This is a genomic window from Rhizobacter sp. AJA081-3, from assembly GCF_017795745.1.
GTDB lineage: Bacteria > Pseudomonadota > Gammaproteobacteria > Burkholderiales > Burkholderiaceae_C > Piscinibacter.
The window spans coordinates 2936729-2953615 of record NZ_CP059067.1 but is presented as its reverse complement, the minus strand read 5'-3'; the positions used below and the strand labels follow the sequence as shown (position 1 = coordinate 2953615).

Annotated in this window: 13 protein-coding genes and 1 other RNA gene; 5 read left to right on the top strand and 9 right to left on the bottom strand. The window is 68.1% G+C overall.

Annotation, left to right across the window (positions count from 1 at the left end; translation table 11 throughout):
- Nucleotides 1-17 precede the first annotated feature (17 nt).
- The 5 genes from HZ992_RS14050 to gyrA are packed head-to-tail and all read right to left on the bottom strand — an operon-like array spanning nucleotide 18 to nucleotide 7299.
- Entirely contained in the window at nucleotides 18-2009 is a 1992-nt protein-coding gene (locus tag HZ992_RS14050; RefSeq protein ID WP_209382465.1) for a bifunctional 3-phosphoshikimate 1-carboxyvinyltransferase/cytidylate kinase, read from the bottom strand.
- Nucleotides 2010-2045: 36 nt separating this feature from the next.
- The gene (locus HZ992_RS14045) at nucleotides 2046-2924 is read right to left on the bottom strand and encodes a prephenate dehydrogenase (protein WP_209382464.1); all 879 of its coding nucleotides are present in this window, start codon (nucleotides 2922-2924) and stop codon (nucleotides 2046-2048) included.
- Between the two features lie 2 nt (nucleotides 2925-2926).
- Entirely contained in the window at nucleotides 2927-4033 is a 1107-nt protein-coding gene (gene pheA / locus HZ992_RS14040; protein ID WP_209382463.1) for a prephenate dehydratase, read from the bottom strand.
- 21 nt (nucleotides 4034-4054) lie between these two features.
- The gene (locus HZ992_RS14035; protein ID WP_209382462.1) at nucleotides 4055-4636 is read right to left on the bottom strand and encodes a DUF2059 domain-containing protein; all 582 of its coding nucleotides are present in this window, start codon (nucleotides 4634-4636) and stop codon (nucleotides 4055-4057) included.
- Nucleotides 4636-7299: a DNA gyrase subunit A gene (gene gyrA, locus HZ992_RS14030; protein WP_209382461.1), complete on the bottom strand. Its 2664-nt coding sequence runs from the start codon at nucleotides 7297-7299 to the stop codon at nucleotides 4636-4638. The genes HZ992_RS14035 and gyrA overlap by 1 nt, the downstream gene beginning before the upstream one ends.
- A gap of 279 nt (nucleotides 7300-7578) precedes the next feature.
- Here gyrA and ompA point away from each other — a divergent pair, with 279 nt between their 5' ends.
- The 5 genes from ompA to HZ992_RS14005 all read left to right on the top strand — a co-directional run bounded on the left by ompA (nucleotide 7579) and on the right by HZ992_RS14005 (nucleotide 11217).
- Complete coding sequence (gene ompA / locus HZ992_RS14025) at nucleotides 7579-8262, top strand: outer membrane protein OmpA (protein ID WP_209382460.1); 684 nt, start codon at nucleotides 7579-7581, stop codon at nucleotides 8260-8262.
- A 116-nt stretch (nucleotides 8263-8378) separates the two neighbouring features.
- Entirely contained in the window at nucleotides 8379-9089 is a 711-nt protein-coding gene (gene ubiG, locus HZ992_RS14020; RefSeq protein ID WP_209382459.1) for a bifunctional 2-polyprenyl-6-hydroxyphenol methylase/3-demethylubiquinol 3-O-methyltransferase UbiG, read from the top strand.
- Nucleotides 9086-9751: a phosphoglycolate phosphatase gene (gene gph, locus HZ992_RS14015; RefSeq protein WP_209382458.1), complete on the top strand. Its 666-nt coding sequence runs from the start codon at nucleotides 9086-9088 to the stop codon at nucleotides 9749-9751. Before ubiG ends, gph begins: the two co-directional genes overlap by 4 nt.
- Nucleotides 9752-9763: 12 nt before the next feature.
- Nucleotides 9764-10134: a transfer-messenger RNA gene (ssrA, locus tag HZ992_RS14010) on the top strand.
- Between the two features lie 57 nt (nucleotides 10135-10191).
- On the top strand, nucleotides 10192-11217 hold the full coding sequence (locus tag HZ992_RS14005; RefSeq protein ID WP_209382457.1) for an endonuclease/exonuclease/phosphatase family protein: 1026 nt from the start codon (nucleotides 10192-10194) through the stop codon (nucleotides 11215-11217).
- Between the two features lie 15 nt (nucleotides 11218-11232).
- On the opposite strand, the gene HZ992_RS14000 is transcribed toward HZ992_RS14005, so the two are convergent.
- The 4 genes from HZ992_RS14000 to HZ992_RS13985 form a co-directional block, all read right to left on the bottom strand.
- Complete coding sequence (locus HZ992_RS14000) at nucleotides 11233-12057, bottom strand: thymidylate synthase (RefSeq protein ID WP_209382456.1); 825 nt, start codon at nucleotides 12055-12057, stop codon at nucleotides 11233-11235.
- Between the two features lie 28 nt (nucleotides 12058-12085).
- Nucleotides 12086-12742: a YiaD family glycine zipper/OmpA-like lipoprotein gene (locus HZ992_RS13995; protein ID WP_209382455.1), complete on the bottom strand. Its 657-nt coding sequence runs from the start codon at nucleotides 12740-12742 to the stop codon at nucleotides 12086-12088.
- A gap of 107 nt (nucleotides 12743-12849) precedes the next feature.
- Nucleotides 12850-14679, bottom strand: coding sequence for an ABC transporter transmembrane domain-containing protein (locus tag HZ992_RS13990; RefSeq protein ID WP_209382454.1), 1830 nt, complete (start codon nucleotides 14677-14679; stop codon nucleotides 12850-12852).
- A gap of 29 nt (nucleotides 14680-14708) precedes the next feature.
- Nucleotides 14709-16838, bottom strand: a complete 2130-nt coding sequence (locus HZ992_RS13985; protein ID WP_209382453.1) for an acetyl-CoA hydrolase/transferase C-terminal domain-containing protein — start codon at nucleotides 16836-16838, stop codon at nucleotides 14709-14711.
- Nucleotides 16839-16887: the final 49 nt, after the last annotated feature.

Sequence of the window (16887 nt, the reverse complement as noted above, 5' to 3'; positions counted from 1 at the left end):
TTGGCCCTGCGGCTTCGTCAGCCGAAGGGCCGGCGCTGTTCCCAGGCTGTCAGCACCTGTTCCATCGAGGCTTCGACGGTGAGGGCCGAGTTGTCCAGCAGCAGCGCATCCTGTGCCGGCTTCAAAGGTGAGACGCTGCGATTCTGGTCGCGGGCGTCGCGCGCTTCGAGGTCGGCACGAAGGGTCGAGATGTTAGCCGGAATTCCCTTTGAAATCAACTGCTTGTAGCGCCTTTCCGCACGCGTGGCGGCGCTCGCGGTGAGGAACACCTTGAGGTCGGCGCCGGGGAAGATCACCGTGCCCATGTCGCGGCCGTCGGCCACCAGGCCCGGGATGCGGCGAAACGACAGCTGCAGCTGGCGCAGTGCCTCGCGAACGGCGCCCCACGCGGACACCTTGGAGGCCATGGCGCCGACGTCCTCGGCGCGCAGCGCGTCGGCCACGTTCTCGCTGCCCAGGTGGGCGTCGCCACCGACGAAGTGCAGCGGCAGCGTGGCCGCGATGCGCGCCAGCGAGGCCTCGTCGTCGGCCGCCACGCCGATGCGCATGGCCGACAGCGCGGTGGCGCGGTAGACGGCGCCCGAGTCGAGGAAGTGATAGCCCAGCGCCTGAGCCACCGCGCTGGCCAGCGTGCCCTTGCCCGAGGCGGTGGGGCCGTCGACGGTGAGCACCGGCACCGATTCGACGGGCGTGCGCACCAGGTCGAACAGCGCCTCGAAGTAGTCGGGGAAGGTCTTGCCGACGCACTTCGGGTCCAGGATGCGCACCGGCACGCCCTTGAAGGCGGCCAGCGAGAAGCACATCGCGATGCGGTGGTCGTCGTAGGTGTGGATGGACGCAGGTCGCAACGCGGCCGCCGGCGTGACCTCGATGAAGTCCTCCCCCTCGACGACGCCGGCGCCGAGCTTGCGCAGCTCGATGGCCATGGCGGCGATGCGGTCGGTTTCCTTGACGCGCCAGCTGGCGATGTTGGTCAGGCGGGTCGTGCCGCTGGCGAACAGCGCCATCACCGCCAGCGTCATCGCCGCGTCGGGGATGTGGTTGCAGTCCAGCGTGATCGCCTTCAGCGGCCAGCGGCCGCGCTTCACCTCGATCCAGCCCGGCCCACTGGCGACCTGTGCGCCCATCGCTTGCGCCGCCTCGACGAAGCGGATGTCGCCCTGGATGGAGTCGGTGCCGACGCCTTCGATGCGCACCGGCGTGGTGTCGGCCGCGATGGCGCCCAGCGCGATGAAGTACGAGGCCGACGAAGCGTCGCCCTCGACGTGGATGTGCCCCGGCGAGCGGTAGGCGGCACCGCGCGGGATGGTGAAGCGCTGCCAGCCCTCGCGCCGCACCACGATGCCGAAGCGCGCCAGCAGGTTCAGCGTGATCTCGACGTAGGGCTTGGAGATCAGATCGCCCTGCACCTCGACGTCGATGTCGCCTGCCTGCGCCACGAGCGGCAGTGCGAGCAGCAGCGCGGTGAGGAACTGGCTGGAGACGTCGCCGCGCACGCGGATCGGCTGCGCCGCGCGCAGCGCCTGGCCGCTGGCGTGCAGGCGCAGCGGCGGGTAGCCCTCGTTGCCCAGGCAGTCGACGGCGCAGCCGAGCTGGCGCAGCGCGTCGACGAGGTCGCCGATCGGCCGCTCGTGCATGCGCGCAACGCCGCTGAGCTCGAAGTCGCCGCCCTGCGTGGCGGCGAGCAGCGCCAGCGCCGCGGTGAGCGGGCGCATCGCCGTGCCGGCGTTGCCGAGGAAGAGCTTCGCCGTCTTCGTGGCGAGCCGCCCGCCCAGGCCGGTGACGTGAAGGGCTTCACCTTCGCGCTCGAGTCGGCAGCCGAGCACGCGCAGCGCCTTGAGCATCACCTGGGTGTCGTCGGAGTCGAGCAGGTCGTGCACGACCGTCGTGCCTTCGCTCAGGCCGGCGAGCAGCAGCACGCGGTTGGAAATGCTCTTGGAGCCGGGCAGGCGCACCGTGCCGGCGGCCGATTGCAGGGGCGGGAGGTCGAGGAACGGGACGTTGTACATCGGGCGCGCGGCGCAGACCCGGCTGCGCAGCTCAGGTCATCGGTTGGGCTTGCTCGCGCCCATCTGCCAGCCGCCGCGTGCGTCGGAGGCCTTGCGGATCAGGTCCTCCAGCGCCTCCGCGTTGCCGGACTTCATGACGTGCTCCATCGCATCGAGCGCGTGCCTGAAGCGTTGCGTCTGCTTCAGGATCTCTTCGCGGTTGGACATCAGGATGTCGCGCCACACGGCGGGGTCGCTGGCGGCGATGCGGGTGAAGTCGCGAAAGCCCGGCCCGGCCAGCGACAGGAAGTCGCGACCGGCGGGCTGCCGAGCCACCGAGTTGAAATAGGCGAAGGCCAGCATGTGCGGCAGGTGGCTCACGGCGGCGAAGGCGGCGTCGTGGTTCTCCGGCGTCATGCGCAGCACCTGCGAGCCGATCGCGGCCCAGCAGTCGGTGGCTTTCTGCACCAGCTCCGGCGAGGTCTGCGGCAAGGGCGTCAGGATCACCTGGCGGCCGTTGTAGAGCGTCGCGTCGGCATGCGCGATGCCGGCGACTTCCTTGCCGGCGATCGGGTGCGCCGGCACGAAGGAGGGGATGCGCTCCTTGAGCACGCGCCGCGCGGCGTCGACCACGTCGCGCTTGGTCGAGCCCACGTCCATGACCAGCACGCCCGGCTCCACCAGGTGGCGGATCGCCTTGAAGGTGGCCTCGGTGGCCGAGACCGGCACCGCGATCAGCACGATGTCGGAACCCGACACTGCCAGCAGCGCCGACTCGGCGGCCTGGTCGATCACGCCGAGCTGCCGGGCCTTCTCGGTGGTGGAGGGCGACTTGCTGTAGCCGATGACGCGCTTGACCAGCCCCGCGCGCTTGAGCGCCAGGGCGAAGGAGCCGCCCATCAACCCGCAACCGATGACACCGAGCTGGTTGAACATGGTCAGTGCACGTCGATGGGGTAGGTGCCCAGCAGCTTGAAGAAGGCGCACACGGCGCGCAGTTCCTGCATCGCGGCGGCCACTTGCGGCTGGTCCGGGTGGCCCTGCAGGTCGATGTAGAAGTAGTACTCCCACTGGCCCGAGCGCGCCGGGCGCGACTCGAAGCGGCTCATCGACACGCCGTGCTTCTTCAGCGGCACGAGCATGTCGTGCACGGCGCCGGGCTTGTTGGCCACTGAAACAACGAGGCTCGTGCAATCGTGCCCGGAGGCCGCCGGGCGCGGCTGGCGGTCCGGGTGCGCGAGGATGGCGAAGCGGGTGCGGTTGTGGGCCTCGTCCTGGATCGCCGGAGCCACCACGTGCAGGCCGAACTCGCTGCCGGCGCGCTCGCTGGCGATCGCCGCGATCGACGCGTCGCCGGCGGCCAGGCGAGCCCCTTCGGCGTTGCTCGACACCGGCCGGCGCTCGGCCTCGGGCAGGTGCAGCGACAGCCAGCCGTGGCATTGCGCGAGCGCCTGCGGGTGCGCGCACACGGCCTGGATGCCGGCCAGCGTATTGTCGCGGCGCAGCAGGTTGTGGCGCACCAGCAGGCTGGTCTCGCCGATGATGAACAGCGGCGTGGTCAGGAACAGGTCGAGCGAGCGTGTCACCACGCCTTCGGTGGAGTTCTCCACCGGCACCACGCCGAAATCGGCCGAGCCGGCCACCGTGTTGTGCAGCACCTCGTCGAAGTTGGCGCAGGGCACGCGCACGATCGAGGAGCCGAAGAAACCGAGCGCCGCTTCTTCGCTGAAGGTGCCGGCCGGGCCGAGGTAGGCCACGCGCGTGGGCGTTTCGAGCGCACGGCAGGCGGACATGATCTCGCGCCAGATCGGCGCGACGCTGGCCGACTTCAGCGGGCCGGGGTTGGCGGCCTTCAGGCCGTCGATGACCTGCGCCTCGCGCTCGGGGCGGAAGGCCACCGAGCCTTCCTTCTTCTTGACTTCGCCGACTTCCTGGGCGAGCGCGGCCCGCCGGTTCAGCAGGGCGAGCAACTCGCGGTCGAGCGCGTCGATCCGGGTGCGCAGCGCGAGCAGATCGTGTTGTGGCGCGGTCGTGGAATCAGCCATGGCGGACGCCAAATTGTCGCATCACTTCGCGGCAGGCTTGGCCGCTGGCCCCGAGGCCTTCGGGGCCGTTGCAGCGGGGGTCGCCGGCACGCCCAGCGTGGCCTGCAGCTTGCGTTGCAGGGCCAGCAGCTTCGGGTCGAGCAGCGGGCCGGCCTCGGCGATCAGCTTCTGCGTGAAGGCGTTCTGCAGTTCCGGCACGTTCTGCTGGAACTTCTTGTTCACCGGCGATTCGAGCCACGCGATCAACTGGCGCAGTTCGTCCTCGGTGAACTTCTCCTCCAGCCCGGCGCCATAGGTCGCTGGCGCGATCTTGATGGCGCGTTCGGTGAGGATGGGTACGCCTTCGTCGACGAACTTGCGCACGTCGGCGTCGATGGACTTGGCGGCCGCTTCGCGCTTGGCGGGTGGCACCTGCGCCTGCAGCGTGGCCCCGGCTGCCTGCATCATCTGCAGCGCGGGGCGCTCGACGATGTTGCGGGCGAGTCCCTCGATGCTGGCCTGCTGCAATTGCAGCACCTTCGCGACCAGTTCCTTCTTCGAGTTCGACTGCGCATGCGCCAGCGTGGCGCCGGTGACCAGCGCCAGAACGATGAGTGCACGCATCAGGAATCCTCTCCGGTGGTCGGCTCGTCGCCGGGGGTGTCGCCGCTTGAATCGCCGCTCGTTTCGCCGGCGCTGTCGACATTCGCGTCGTTCTCGACGATGCGCTGCAGGCCGATCAGCTTGGCGCCCGCATCCAGCGCGATCAGCGTCACGCCCTGCGTGGCGCGGCCGAGCTCGCGGATCTCGGAGACGCGCGTGCGCACCAGCACGCCGGTGTCGGTGATCAGCATGATCTCGTCGTCGGCGCGCACCAGCGTCGCGGCGACGACCTTGCCGTTGCGCTCACTCTGCTGGATGGCGATCATGCCCTTGGTGCCGCGGCCGTGGCGCGTGTACTCGACGATCGAGGTGCGCTTGCCGTAGCCGTTCTCGGTGGCGGTGAGCACGCTCTGCGTCTCGTCCTCGGCGACCAGCATCGCGATGACGCTCTGGCCGTCCTCGAGCTGCATGCCCTTCACGCCGCGGGCGGCGCGGCCCATCGCACGCACGTCGTCCTCGTCGAAGCGCACGGCCTTGCCGCCGTCGCTGAACAGCATGACGTCGTGCTTGCCGTCGGTCAGCGCCGCACCGATGAGGAAGTCACCTTCATCGAGGTCGACGGCGATGATGCCGGCCTTGCGCGGGTTGCTGAACTCGTCGAGCGAGGTCTTCTTGACCACGCCCTGTGCGGTGGACATGAAGATGTAGTGGTCTGCGGGGAAGCTGCGGAAGCCGTCGGTCAGCGGCAGCACCACGTTGACCTTCTCGCCCGGTTGCAGCGGGAACATGTTGACGATCGGCTTGCCACGCGCGTTGCGCGAGCCCTGCGGCACCTCCCACACCTTCAGCCAGTAGACGCGGCCGCGCGTGGTGAAGCACAGGATGTAGTCGTGCGTGTTGGCGATGAAGAGCTGGTCGATCCAGTCGTCTTCCTTGGTCTGCATCGCCTGCTTGCCGCGGCCGCCGCGCTTCTGCGCCCGGTACTCGGCCAGCGGCTGGCTCTTGATGTAGCCGGTGTGCGAGAGCGTCACCACCATGTCGGTGGGCGTGATGAGGTCTTCGGTGCCGAGGTCCTGCGCGTTGTGCTCGATGACGCTGCGGCGTGCGCCGACCTTGGTCTGGCCGAACTCCTGCTTGATGGCGGCCAGCTCGTCGGAGATGATCGTCGTCACGCGCGAGGGCGTGGCCAGGATGTCGAGCAGGTCGGCGATCTCGGCCATCACGTCCTTGTACTCGCCGACGATCTTGTCCTGCTCGAGGCCGGTCAGGCGCTGCAGGCGCATCTGCAGGATCTCGCCGGCCTGGTCTTCGCTCAGGCGGTAGAGCCCGTCGGCCTGCAGGCCGAACTGCCGGGGCAGGTTCTCGGGGCGGAACGCCTCGCGGCCACCCGGCGCCTGGTTCTCGGCGCGGGCGAGCATCTCGCGCACCATCGACGAATCCCAGCTCTTGCTCATCAGCGCCGTCTTGGCCACCGGCGGCGTGGGCGAGCTCTTGATCGTCTCGATGAACTCGTCGATGTTGGCCAGCGCCACCGCCAGGCCTTCGAGCACGTGGCCGCGCTCGCGCGCCTTGCGCAACTCGAACACCGTGCGCCGCGTCACCACCTCGCGGCGGTGCTCCAGGAAGATCTCGATCAGATCCTTCAGGTTGCACAGCTTGGGCTGGTTGTCGATCAGCGCCACCATGTTCATGCCGAACGTGTCCTGCAGCTGCGTCTGCTTGTACAGGTTGTTCAGCACCACCTCGGGCACTTCGCCGCGCTTGAGCTCGATCACCACGCGCATGCCGGACTTGTCGGACTCGTCCTGGATGTGGCTGATGCCGTCGATCTTCTTCTCGTGGACCAGCTCGGCGATGCGCTCGAGCAGGTTCTTCTTGTTCACCTGGTACGGAATCTCGTCGACGATGATGGCCTGGCGCTGGCCGCGGTCGATGTCCTCGAAGTGGCACTTGGCGCGCATCACCACCTTGCCGCGCCCGGTGCGGTAACCTTCGCGCACGCCGTTCAGGCCGTAGATGATTCCGGCGGTGGGGAAGTCGGGCGCCTGGATGATCTCCATCAACTCGTCGATCGTGGCCGCCGGGTTGCGCAGAAGGTGGTGGCAGGCGTCGATCACCTCGTTGAGGTTGTGCGGCGGTATGTTGGTGGCCATGCCCACCGCGATGCCGGCCGAACCGTTCACCAGCAGGTTCGGAAGCCGCGTCGGCAGCACCGTCGGCTCCTTCTCGGAGCCGTCGTAGTTCGGCGCGAAGTCGACCGTCTCCTTCTCCAGATCGGCCAGCATTTCGTGGGCGATCTTGTGCAGACGGATCTCGGTGTAGCGCATCGCCGCGGCGTTGTCGCCATCCACCGAGCCGAAGTTGCCCTGGCCCTCGATCAGCAGGTGGCGCAGCGAGAAATCCTGCGCCATGCGCACGATGGTGTCGTAGATGGACTGGTCGCCGTGCGGGTGGTACTTGCCCATCACGTCGCCGACGATGCGGGCGCTCTTCTTGAAGGCCCGGTTCCAGTCGTTGTTCTGCTCGTGCATGCCGAACAGCACGCGTCGATGCACCGGCTTCAGGCCGTCGCGGGCGTCGGGCAGGGCGCGGCCGACGATCACGCTCATCGCATAGTCGAGGTAGGAGCGGCGCATCTCCTCCTCGAGGCTGATGGGCAGGGTTTCCTTGGCGAACTGGGTCATGCGGGGGTGCGAGCGCGAGCTCGAGGAGACGCAAGGACAAACGTGACGCCGGGGCGACACGCGAAACAGGCGATTGTAAGTGCCGCGGCTTGTAGCACCAGAGCAACATCACTCTCGAGGACTGCCGGGGTGGGCGCCAAAATCCCGTCTGGCAAAAACGCTATGGCACAATCTCGCGTCGGTGGTCGGCGCCCGGTATACGGGGGTTTACCAGCACTATCCGAACCCGGGTCGGACGTCATTGCAGAAATACTGCTCAATTCCCTCGAGAGGAGAATCATGAAGAAACTGAACACGGTGGCATCGCTCTTCGCAACGGCCGCTCTGGCCGCCTCGGCCTCTGGCGCGTTCGCTCAGACGACGGTCGACAACTGGGTCGACAGCAACGGCAACGTCTGGAAGAACGGCACGAACGAACTCTGCTGGCGCGACACCAACTGGACGCCCGCCACCGCCAAGGAAGAGTGCGATGGCGCGCTGAAGAAGGCCCCGCCCGCTCCGCCGCCCGCACCCGCCCCGGCTCCGGCCCCCGCGCCCGCCCCGGCTCCGGCGCCCGCTCCGGTCGCCCCGCCGGCTCCCCCGGCTCCCCCGGCTGCCCCGGTGAGCGAGAAGGTCACCTTCGCTGCTGACGCGTTCTTCGACGTCAACAAGGCCGTGCTCAAGCCCGAAGGCAAGGCGAAGCTGGATGATCTGGTCAGCAAGATGGGCGGCATCAACCTCGAAGTCATCATCGCCGTCGGCCACACCGACAGCGACGGCGGCGACGCCTTCAACCAGAAGCTCTCGGTGCGCCGCGCCGACTCCGTCAAGGACTACCTGACGAGCAAGGGCGTCGAGAAGAACCGCGTCTACACCGAAGGCAAGGGCGAGAAGCAGCCCGTGGCCGACAACAAGACCAAGGAAGGCAAGGCGAAGAACCGCCGCGTCGAGATCGAGGTCGTCGGTACCCGCACCAAGAAGTGATCTTCGGATCCTTCTGACAGAAGCCCGCTTCGGCGGGTTTCTTCCGGAACCCCGCCTCGGCGGGGTTTCTGCTTTGTGGACCTGCCTGCGCCTCTGCGCTTCGCTACGATCACGCCATGAACACGACGATCAATGCCGACCCCCAGGAACTGGCCAAGTTCAGCGAGCTGGCCCACCGCTGGTGGGATCCCGAGAGCGAGTTCCGTCCGCTGCACATGATCAATCCGCTGCGCCTGGACTGGATCGCCAGCCTGGTGCCGCTGGCCGGCAAGCGGGTGCTCGACGTGGGCTGCGGGGGCGGCATCCTGGCCGATTCGATGGCCCGCCGGGGCGCCGACGTGCTCGGCATCGACCTGGCCAGCAAGCCGCTGAAGGTGGCGCAGCTGCACGCCATGGAGGCAGGCACGCCGTCGATCGCCTACCGGGAGGTGGCGGCCGAGGCGCTGGCGCAGGAATCGCCTGCGGCCTTCGACGTCGTCACCTGCATGGAGATGCTCGAGCACGTGCCCGACCCTTCGTCGATCGTGCGCGCCTGCGCGACGCTGGCCAAGCCGGGGGGCTGGGTGTTCTTCTCGACGATCAATCGCAACCCGAAGTCCTTCCTGTTCGCCATCGTCGGGGCCGAGCACGTGCTGCAGATGCTGCCCAAGGGCACGCACGAGTACGCGCGTTTCATCCGCCCGAGCGAGCTCGGGCGCTGGTGCCGCGATGCGGGGCTCGATGCGAGCGGCACGCGCGGCCTCGAGTACAACCCGCTGACGCGTCGCTATTGGATGTCGAACGACACCAGCGTCAACTACCTGGCGGCGTGCCGGAAGACCGCATGACCAGGCCGGTGCGCGCCGTGCTGTTCGATCTGGACGGCACGCTGATCGACAGCGCTCCCGACCTCGCCGGCGCCGGCAACGACATGCGTGCTGCACGGGGCCTTCCGGTGCTGCCGCTGGCGCATTTCCGGCCGATGGTGGGTTCCGGCGCGCGCGGCATGGTCGGCCGTGCGTTGCAGGTGCAGCCGGGGGATGCCGATTTCGAGGCGCTGCGCGACGAGTTCCTGCAGCGCTACGAAGCGCGCATGACGCGCGAGACGCGCGTATTCGATGCCATGCAGCCCGTGCTCGACACGCTGCGCCACCAGGCGCTGCCCTGGGGCATCGTGACCAACAAGGCCACGCGCTTCTCCGAGCCGCTGGTGCGCGCGCTCGGACTCATCGACTACGCCGCCACGCTGGTGTGCGGTGACACCACGCCGCATGCCAAGCCGCACCCTGCGCCGCTGCTGGAGGCGGCGCGGCGCATCGGCATCGACGCCGGCGAGTGCGTCTACGTCGGCGACGACCTGCGCGACGTGCAGGCCGGCCGCGCCGCCGGCATGCTCACCGTCGCGGCCGCCTGGGGCTACCTGGGCGAGGGCGAGCACATCGGCGAGTGGGGCGCCCATCACGTCATCGAAAGCCCGATCGAGCTCTTGAAGCTTCTCGCATTGGCCTAAACTACGACGCTTGGGGCTGACCTGGCTTCGACGTGGGTACGGAGTTGGATCAGGGCATGCCGAGCACCAGTTCGCTCGTAAATCCACTGGAAACAAAGTAACTGCGAACGATAACTCGTACGCCCTCGCCGCTTAAAACCGGTGAGCCTCGCAACAGTTGGCCGATGGGCTGGGTCTGAGGGGTAACCCAAGGACTGCGAGGTCATACACATTGGCTCGCCCTGCACCGGGTCACTCGGTACAGGGCTAAATCAAGTGACTCGAGGTGACGGCAGCGTGCTGCTGCGCGGCCGGCACCTCTAAAACCAAATCAGCCAGCTAAGCATGTAGATCTGCCTGACGATGGCTTGCGGACGGGGGTTCGATTCCCCCCAGCTCCACCAGATTTCGGCGCGGCCAAGCGGCCGCGCCGAGCCCATCCCCAAACCGTTTATGTCCACGTGACTCGCCCAACCCGCCGCCGCGCCGCCAGACTCGTCGTTGCGCTGTGCGTGCTGGCCGTGTTGCTGGTGTTCCTCGCCTTCGAGTTCGGCACCGAGCGCACCTGGTGGATCGAACTGGCCCGCTACATCCCGTTCCCCGCTTACCTGGCGCCTGCCGCCGTGGCCGTGCTGCTGTCGTTCTGGCTGCCGCTGCGATGGCGCATCGCCGCGGTGGCGGCGCTGGCCCTGGTGATCACCGGCATCATGGGTCTGCAACTCCATCGGGGCGAAGAAGGTCATGCGCCTCTGCGCGTGATGAGCTTCAACATCAAAGCCTACCTCGCCGACGACAAGCCGGGCGGCTACGCCCGCATCGCCTGGGAGATGGCACTGCACGATCCCGACGTGCTGGTGATGCAGGACGCGGGCCTGGCCAACAAGCCCGAGGATCTTCCTCCGGCGTTCCGCACGGCGCTCGGCACGCGGCAGATCCACATCTCAGGCCAGTACATCGTGGCCAGCCGCCATCCGATGACGGATTGCCAGTCGGGCGACATTTCCTTCCCCGGTGAAGGCCACCACTACGTCCGCTGCACGATCACCGCGCACGGAGTGGCCTTCGACATGGTCACCGCCCACCTGCTGTCTCCGCGCGAAGGACTGAACGCCACGCGTCACGAGCGGCTCGGCGGATTGGCGGAGTGGCAGGAGAACTTCGAGATGCGCATGATCCAGGCGCACAAGCTGGCCCGCGATCTGTTCGGCCAGCCTCGCCCGCTGGTGCTCGCCGGCGACCTGAACGCGCCGGATTCGTCGCCGGTCATCGCTGCGCTGCGCGAGTCGGGCCTGCGCGACAGCTTTGCCAGCGCGGGCCAGGGCTACGGCTACACGTTCGGGCATTCGCTGCGCACGCGCTTCTCGTTCCTGCGCATCGACCACATCATGGTCAGCCCGCAGATCGGCGTGAAGGACAGCTTCGTCGGCGGTGCCGAGGCATCGGCGCACCGCCCGGTGATCGCCGACCTCTGGCTCAAGCGAGATTGAATCCCGCGATCCGGGTCACACAGCGACCGGCGCCTTGATGGGCGCGTGGTGCTGATACTCGAGCACCTCGAAGTCCTCGTACACGTAGTCGAAGATCGATTCCGGCCGGCGCTTGATGTTCAGCAGCGGGTAGGGATGCGGCGTGCGCGAGAGCTGCAGTTCGACTTGCTCGACGTGGTTGTCGTAGATGTGGCAGTCGCCGCCGGTCCAGATGAAGTCGCCGACATCCAGGTCGCACTGCTGCGCCAGCATGTGGGTGAGCAGTGCGTAGCTCGCGATGTTGAAGGGCACCCCGAGGAAGATGTCGGCGCTGCGCTGGTAGAGCTGGCACGACAACCTTCCTTCCGCCACGTAGAACTGGAAGAACGCATGGCAGGGCATCAGTGCCATCTTCGGCAGCTCGGCCACGTTCCAGGCGCTGACGATGATGCGGCGCGAGTCGGGGTTGCTCCTGAGCTGCTTCACCACCTCGGCGATCTGGTCGATGTGTCCGCCGTCGGGTGTCGGCCAGCTGCGCCACTGCACGCCGTAGACCGGGCCGAGATCGCCATCGGGCCTGGCCCACTCGTCCCAGATCGTCACGCCGCGTTCCTGCAGCCATTTCGCGTTGCCGTCACCGCGCAGGAACCACAACAGTTCCAGGATGATGGACTTCAGGTGCACCTTCTTCGTCGTGACCAGCGGGAAGCCCTCGCGCAGGTCGAAACGCATCTGGTGGCCGAAGACGCTTTTCGTGCCGGTGCCGGTGCGGTCGGACTTCGCGACGCCGTGCATGTGCACGTGCCGCATGAAGTCCTCGTATTGCGATCGAACCGGGCGTGTGGGGGTCTGGGCCAGCATGCCCGGATTCTAGGATGCCGGCCCGAACTCAGCCTTGCGGCGCCGGCTCGCGCAGGAAGATCTCCACGCGGCGGTTCTGCGCCCGGCCGGCATCGCTGCCGTTGTCGGCCACCGGCTCGCGCGAGCCATGGCCTTGCGTCTCGACACGGCTGGGGGCCACGCCGCGGCCGGCCAGGTAGTCGCGCACGCTCTGCGCGCGGTCGACCGACAGCGGGTTGTTGATCGCGTCGCTGCCGGTGCTGTCGGTGTGGCCGACGATGCGCACGCGCATGTTCGGGTCCAGGCCCTGCGCGAACTGGTCGAGCACCGGGCGCATCTGCGGCTTGATGGCAGAGCGGCCGATGTCGAACGAGAAGTCGCTCGGCACGTTCACCTTCAGCTGGTTGTCGGGCGTGCGCGCCACGTCGATGCCGGTGCCTTGGGTCGCCTGCTCCATGGCCGCACGCTTTTCCTCCATGCGCTTGGACCACAGGTTGCCGCCCACGGCGCCGAGCGCGCCGCCGACCACGGCGCCGGTGCCGGCCTTGCCGCCAGTGGCCGAGCTCAGCACCGCACCGGCCACGGCGCCGATGGCCGCGCCGGTGGCCGTGCCTTTCTGTCGTTCGCTCATGTCGGCACAACCCGCCAGGAAGGCGGCTGCAGCCAGGGTGCAAAGGGTGGTGGTCTTGATGTTGGAACGGTTCATGTTTTTCTCCTCGATGGCGCCCAGCGCGCACACAGGAGCGTTGGACCCCGGCCCCGGCGAGAAGTTCGCCAGCGGCGGGAACTGTCGGTATCTGCCCGTTTCAGGCTTCAGTCGGCCGGCGTCTGATCGAATTGCAGCGCGGCCAGCCGCGCGTAGAGGCCACCGGCTTCCGAGAGCTGCGCATGCGTGCCGCTCTCGACGATGCGCCCGGCCTCCATCACGATGATGCGGTCGGCTCGCTGCACCGTGGCCAGGCGGTGGGCGATGACCAGCGTGGTGCGGTCCTTCATCGCGGATTCCAGCGCGGCCTGCACCATGCGCTCGCTCTCGGCGTCGAGTGCGCTGGTCGCTTCGTCGAGCAGCAGCAGCGGCGGGTTCTTCAGGATGGCGCGGGCGATGCTGATGCGCTGCTTCTGCCCGCCCGACAGGCGCACGCCGCGCTCGCCGAGAAAGGTCTGGTAGGCCTCGGGCAGTGCGCTGATGAAGTCGTGCGCGAAGGCCGACTTCGCCGCGGCGATCACCTCGGCATCGCTGGCGCCGGGCCGGCCGTAGCGGATGTTCTCCAGCGCGTTGGCCGAGAAGATCACGCTGTCCTGCGGCACGATGCCGATGCGCTGGCGCAGCGCCTCGAGCGAAGTTTCGCGCACCGGCACGCCATCGATCTCGATGCGTCCTTCGCCGGCGTCGTAGAAGCGCAGCAGCAGCTGGAACACCGTGCTCTTGCCCGCGCCGCTGGGGCCGACCAGCGCGACCGTCTCGCCGGGGCGCACGTCGAGCGCGAACTGGGCGAGTGCCGCATGCTTCGGCCGTGACGGGTAGTGGAAGGTCACGTCGCGCAGCGCCACCGCCGAGCCGCCTTGCGTGGCGGGCAGGGCGCGGGGCTGGGCCGGCGAGGCGATCGACGAGCTCGTGGCCAGCAGCTCCATCAAGCGCTCGGTGGCGCCGGCAGCGCGCAGCAGGTCGCCATAGACCTCGGACAGCACCGCCACCGAGCCGACCAGGATGGTCACGAACACCACCGTCTGTGCCAGGTGGCCGGCGCTCATTTGCCCGGCGATCACCGCCTGCGTGCCCTGGTACAGGCCCCACAGCAGCGCGCCGAAGGTGGCGGTGATGATGAAGGCGACGAGGAAGGAGCGAACCCGGGTGCGCTTGCGCGCGGTCTCGAAGGCGCTCTCGGTGGCGGCGTCGAAGCGCTGCGCCTCGCGCGCCTCCTGCACATAGCTCTGCACCACGGGAATCGCGTTGAGCACCTCGGCGGCGATGGCGCTCGAGTCGGCCACGCGGTCCTGGCTGGCGCGGCTGAGCTTGCGCACGCGGCGGCCCAGGTACAGGCTGGGCAGCACCACCAGCACCAGCGTGCCCAGCACCTGCGACATCACGTAGGGGTTGGTGACGATCAGCATGGCCATCGCGCCGATGCCCATCACCGTGTTGCGCAGGCCCATGCTCAGGCTGGAGCCCACCACCGTCTGCACCAGCGTCGTGTCGGTGGTCAGGCGCGACAGCACCTCGCCGGTCTGCGTGGTCTCGAAGAACTCCGGGCTCTGCTTCAGCACATGCGCATAGACGGCGTTGCGCAGGTCGGCGGTGACGCGCTCACCCAGCCAGGTCACCATGTAGAAGCGCGCCGCCGAGAACACGCCCAGCGCCGCGCCCACGCCGAACAGCGCGAAGAAGTGACCGCGGAGTGCCATCACCCGCTCGCCGGGGTCGGTGGCGACCAGGCCCTGGTCGATCAGCGACTTCAGCGCCAGCGGAAAGGCCAGCGTGCTCAGCGCGGCGAGGATCAGGAACAGCACCGCCAGCGCGATGCGGCCCCGGTAGGGCCGCAGGAAAGGCAGCAGGCCCGACAGCGAGCGCACCGGGCGGGACGGCTGCGCTGCGGGCGCCGCCAGGGTGGGTGCGGGCACTCGGACGGTCTGGGAATCGGGCATGCGGCGAGTCTAGGCGACCCGCCGTTCGCTCACAGATTGCCGGCGAACAGGCGCTTCACGAAGGCGTCCTTGAAGCTGTGCGTCTCGGCCAGGCCGAGTCGCTCGAGGTAGGGCAGGGGCGCTTCCCGGCCTTCCCACAGGCTCTTGATCGCCATGGTGAGCAACTCGCCCGGGTGCTGCGTGGCGTGCTTGAGCTTCTTCAGCGCCCGCACGATGTGCAACTCGTCGTCGGTCAGGTCGGTGCCGAACGGGAAGTCCGGCAGCAGCCCGGCCTGAGTCCAGGGGTGCAGCCTGTCCTCCAGCACCTGCGGCAGGTTCTGGCGGTAGCGCTCGGGCAGCTCGTAGCCGGCCTCCAGCTTGCCGTGCTCCTTGGCCTGCTTGACCAGTTCGTCCTGGAAACGCGAGTCGGCCACGGCGATGAGGCGCTTGACCACCTCGCTGTCGGACTGGCCGCGCAGGTCGGCCACGCCGTACTCGGTGATGACGATGTCGCGCAGGTGGCGCGGGATGGTCACGTGGCCGTAGTTCCAGACGATGCTGCTGCGCAGCCCGTCCTTGTTGTCGTGCGTGGCGCGCAGCATCATCAGCAGCCGCGCGTCGGGCAGCGCGTGCGACATGGCGACGAAGTTGTACTGCCCGCCCACACCGCTGACCACCTGGCCGGACTCGAGCGCATCGCTGGCCGCGGCGCCGAGCAGCGTGACGATCATCGTGGTGTTCATGAAGCGCGCCTTGCGCCGCTGTGCGCGCTTGAGGTCGCCCTGGCCGCCGTTCTCCGAGTACAGCTGGTTGATGAAGTCGATGCGCGTCATGTCGATCTTCGCCAGCTCCTGCGGCGGCATGGTGCGCAGCCGCTGATAGAAGTCGCGCGGCCCCAGGAAGAAGCCGCCGGTCATGAAGATGCCGTGCTTGAGCCGGCTGCCCAGCAGCGTGGTGCCGATGCGCTCCAGGTTGTCGTCGGCGATCAGGTCGTTGCGCACGCGCGTGCCGTCGAGCACCAGCGAGTCGCCGTCGATCGCCACGCCTTCGCGCAGGATGCCCCAGTGCGTCAGGAAGGCGAGGTCCTTCGCGTCCAGCGGCGAGCGGATGCGCGCATGGCGCAGCAACGCGCGCAGCGTGCCGGGGGTCACCACCTCGTCGATCTCGCCGTCGTTGAGCAACTGCTGCAGCACGGCGTCGCCGAACACCTCGCGGCGGATGATCCCCGCCTCGATGAGCTTGAGGAATCCGTTGACGAACATCTCCGAGCAGCCGTACAGCCCCTGGTCGAATCGGCCCAGGTCGCGGCCCCCCAGGCCGTCGGGGCAGATCGATTCGAGGATGCGCCGGTATTCGTCGCCATGGCGGTCGCGGACGATCAACGCCTGCGCGATCGCGTCACCCAGCGAGCCGATGCCGATCTGCAGCGTGCCGCCGTCGGTGACCAGGCTCGACGCATGCAGGCCGATCGCGTAGTCGGCCGCGCTGACCTTGTTGTTGGGCGGCGCGAACACCGCGTGCGTGCCGGCCGGGTCGGTGACGACAATGTCGAAGAACGAGGGCGCCACCTCGGCGCCGTTGGGCATGAAGGGCATCTTGTGGTTGATCACGCCCACCGTCAGCAGCGGCTGGCCGGCGGCGCGCAGCTTCTCGACCACTTCCAGCACAACATCCGGGTTGCTCGACAGCGACAGGCGCAGCGATGCACCCTCGCCGCGCGAGGCCACGGCCTGCGCGATGACGTTCATGCCCTGCACGGCCATGTCTCGCGCCACGAAGGTGTAGTTGGTCGAGATGTAGTTCTGCTGCGCCGACGGGTTGCCGAGGTAGTCGCCGGTCTTCATGAAGAACTCGCGCACCTCGATGTTCGGCGGCAGCGTGCCTGCGCGCAGATCCTTCACGTAGGCGAGGTCGGGGTAGTCCTCGAACACGCGCTCGACCAGCGGGCCGAGGAAGTGCTGTTCCAGCTCGCTCTTGCCCACCGGCTTCTCGAGCGACAGCGCGGTGACGATGCGCAGCTTGCGCGCCGGATTGGCCTTGATGCGGCGGTACAGCACGTTGACGAAGGGGTTGGGCTTGCCGACGGCCAGCGGGATGCCCAGCACGATGTCGCCCTGCACGGTGTCGAGCACGTGGTCGACGGCGGCTTCGATGGAATCGATGAACAGGGCTTGCGCCATGTCTGTCTCCTGCATTGATTTCCCGTCAGTGTGGGCTCGAGTTCGGGGA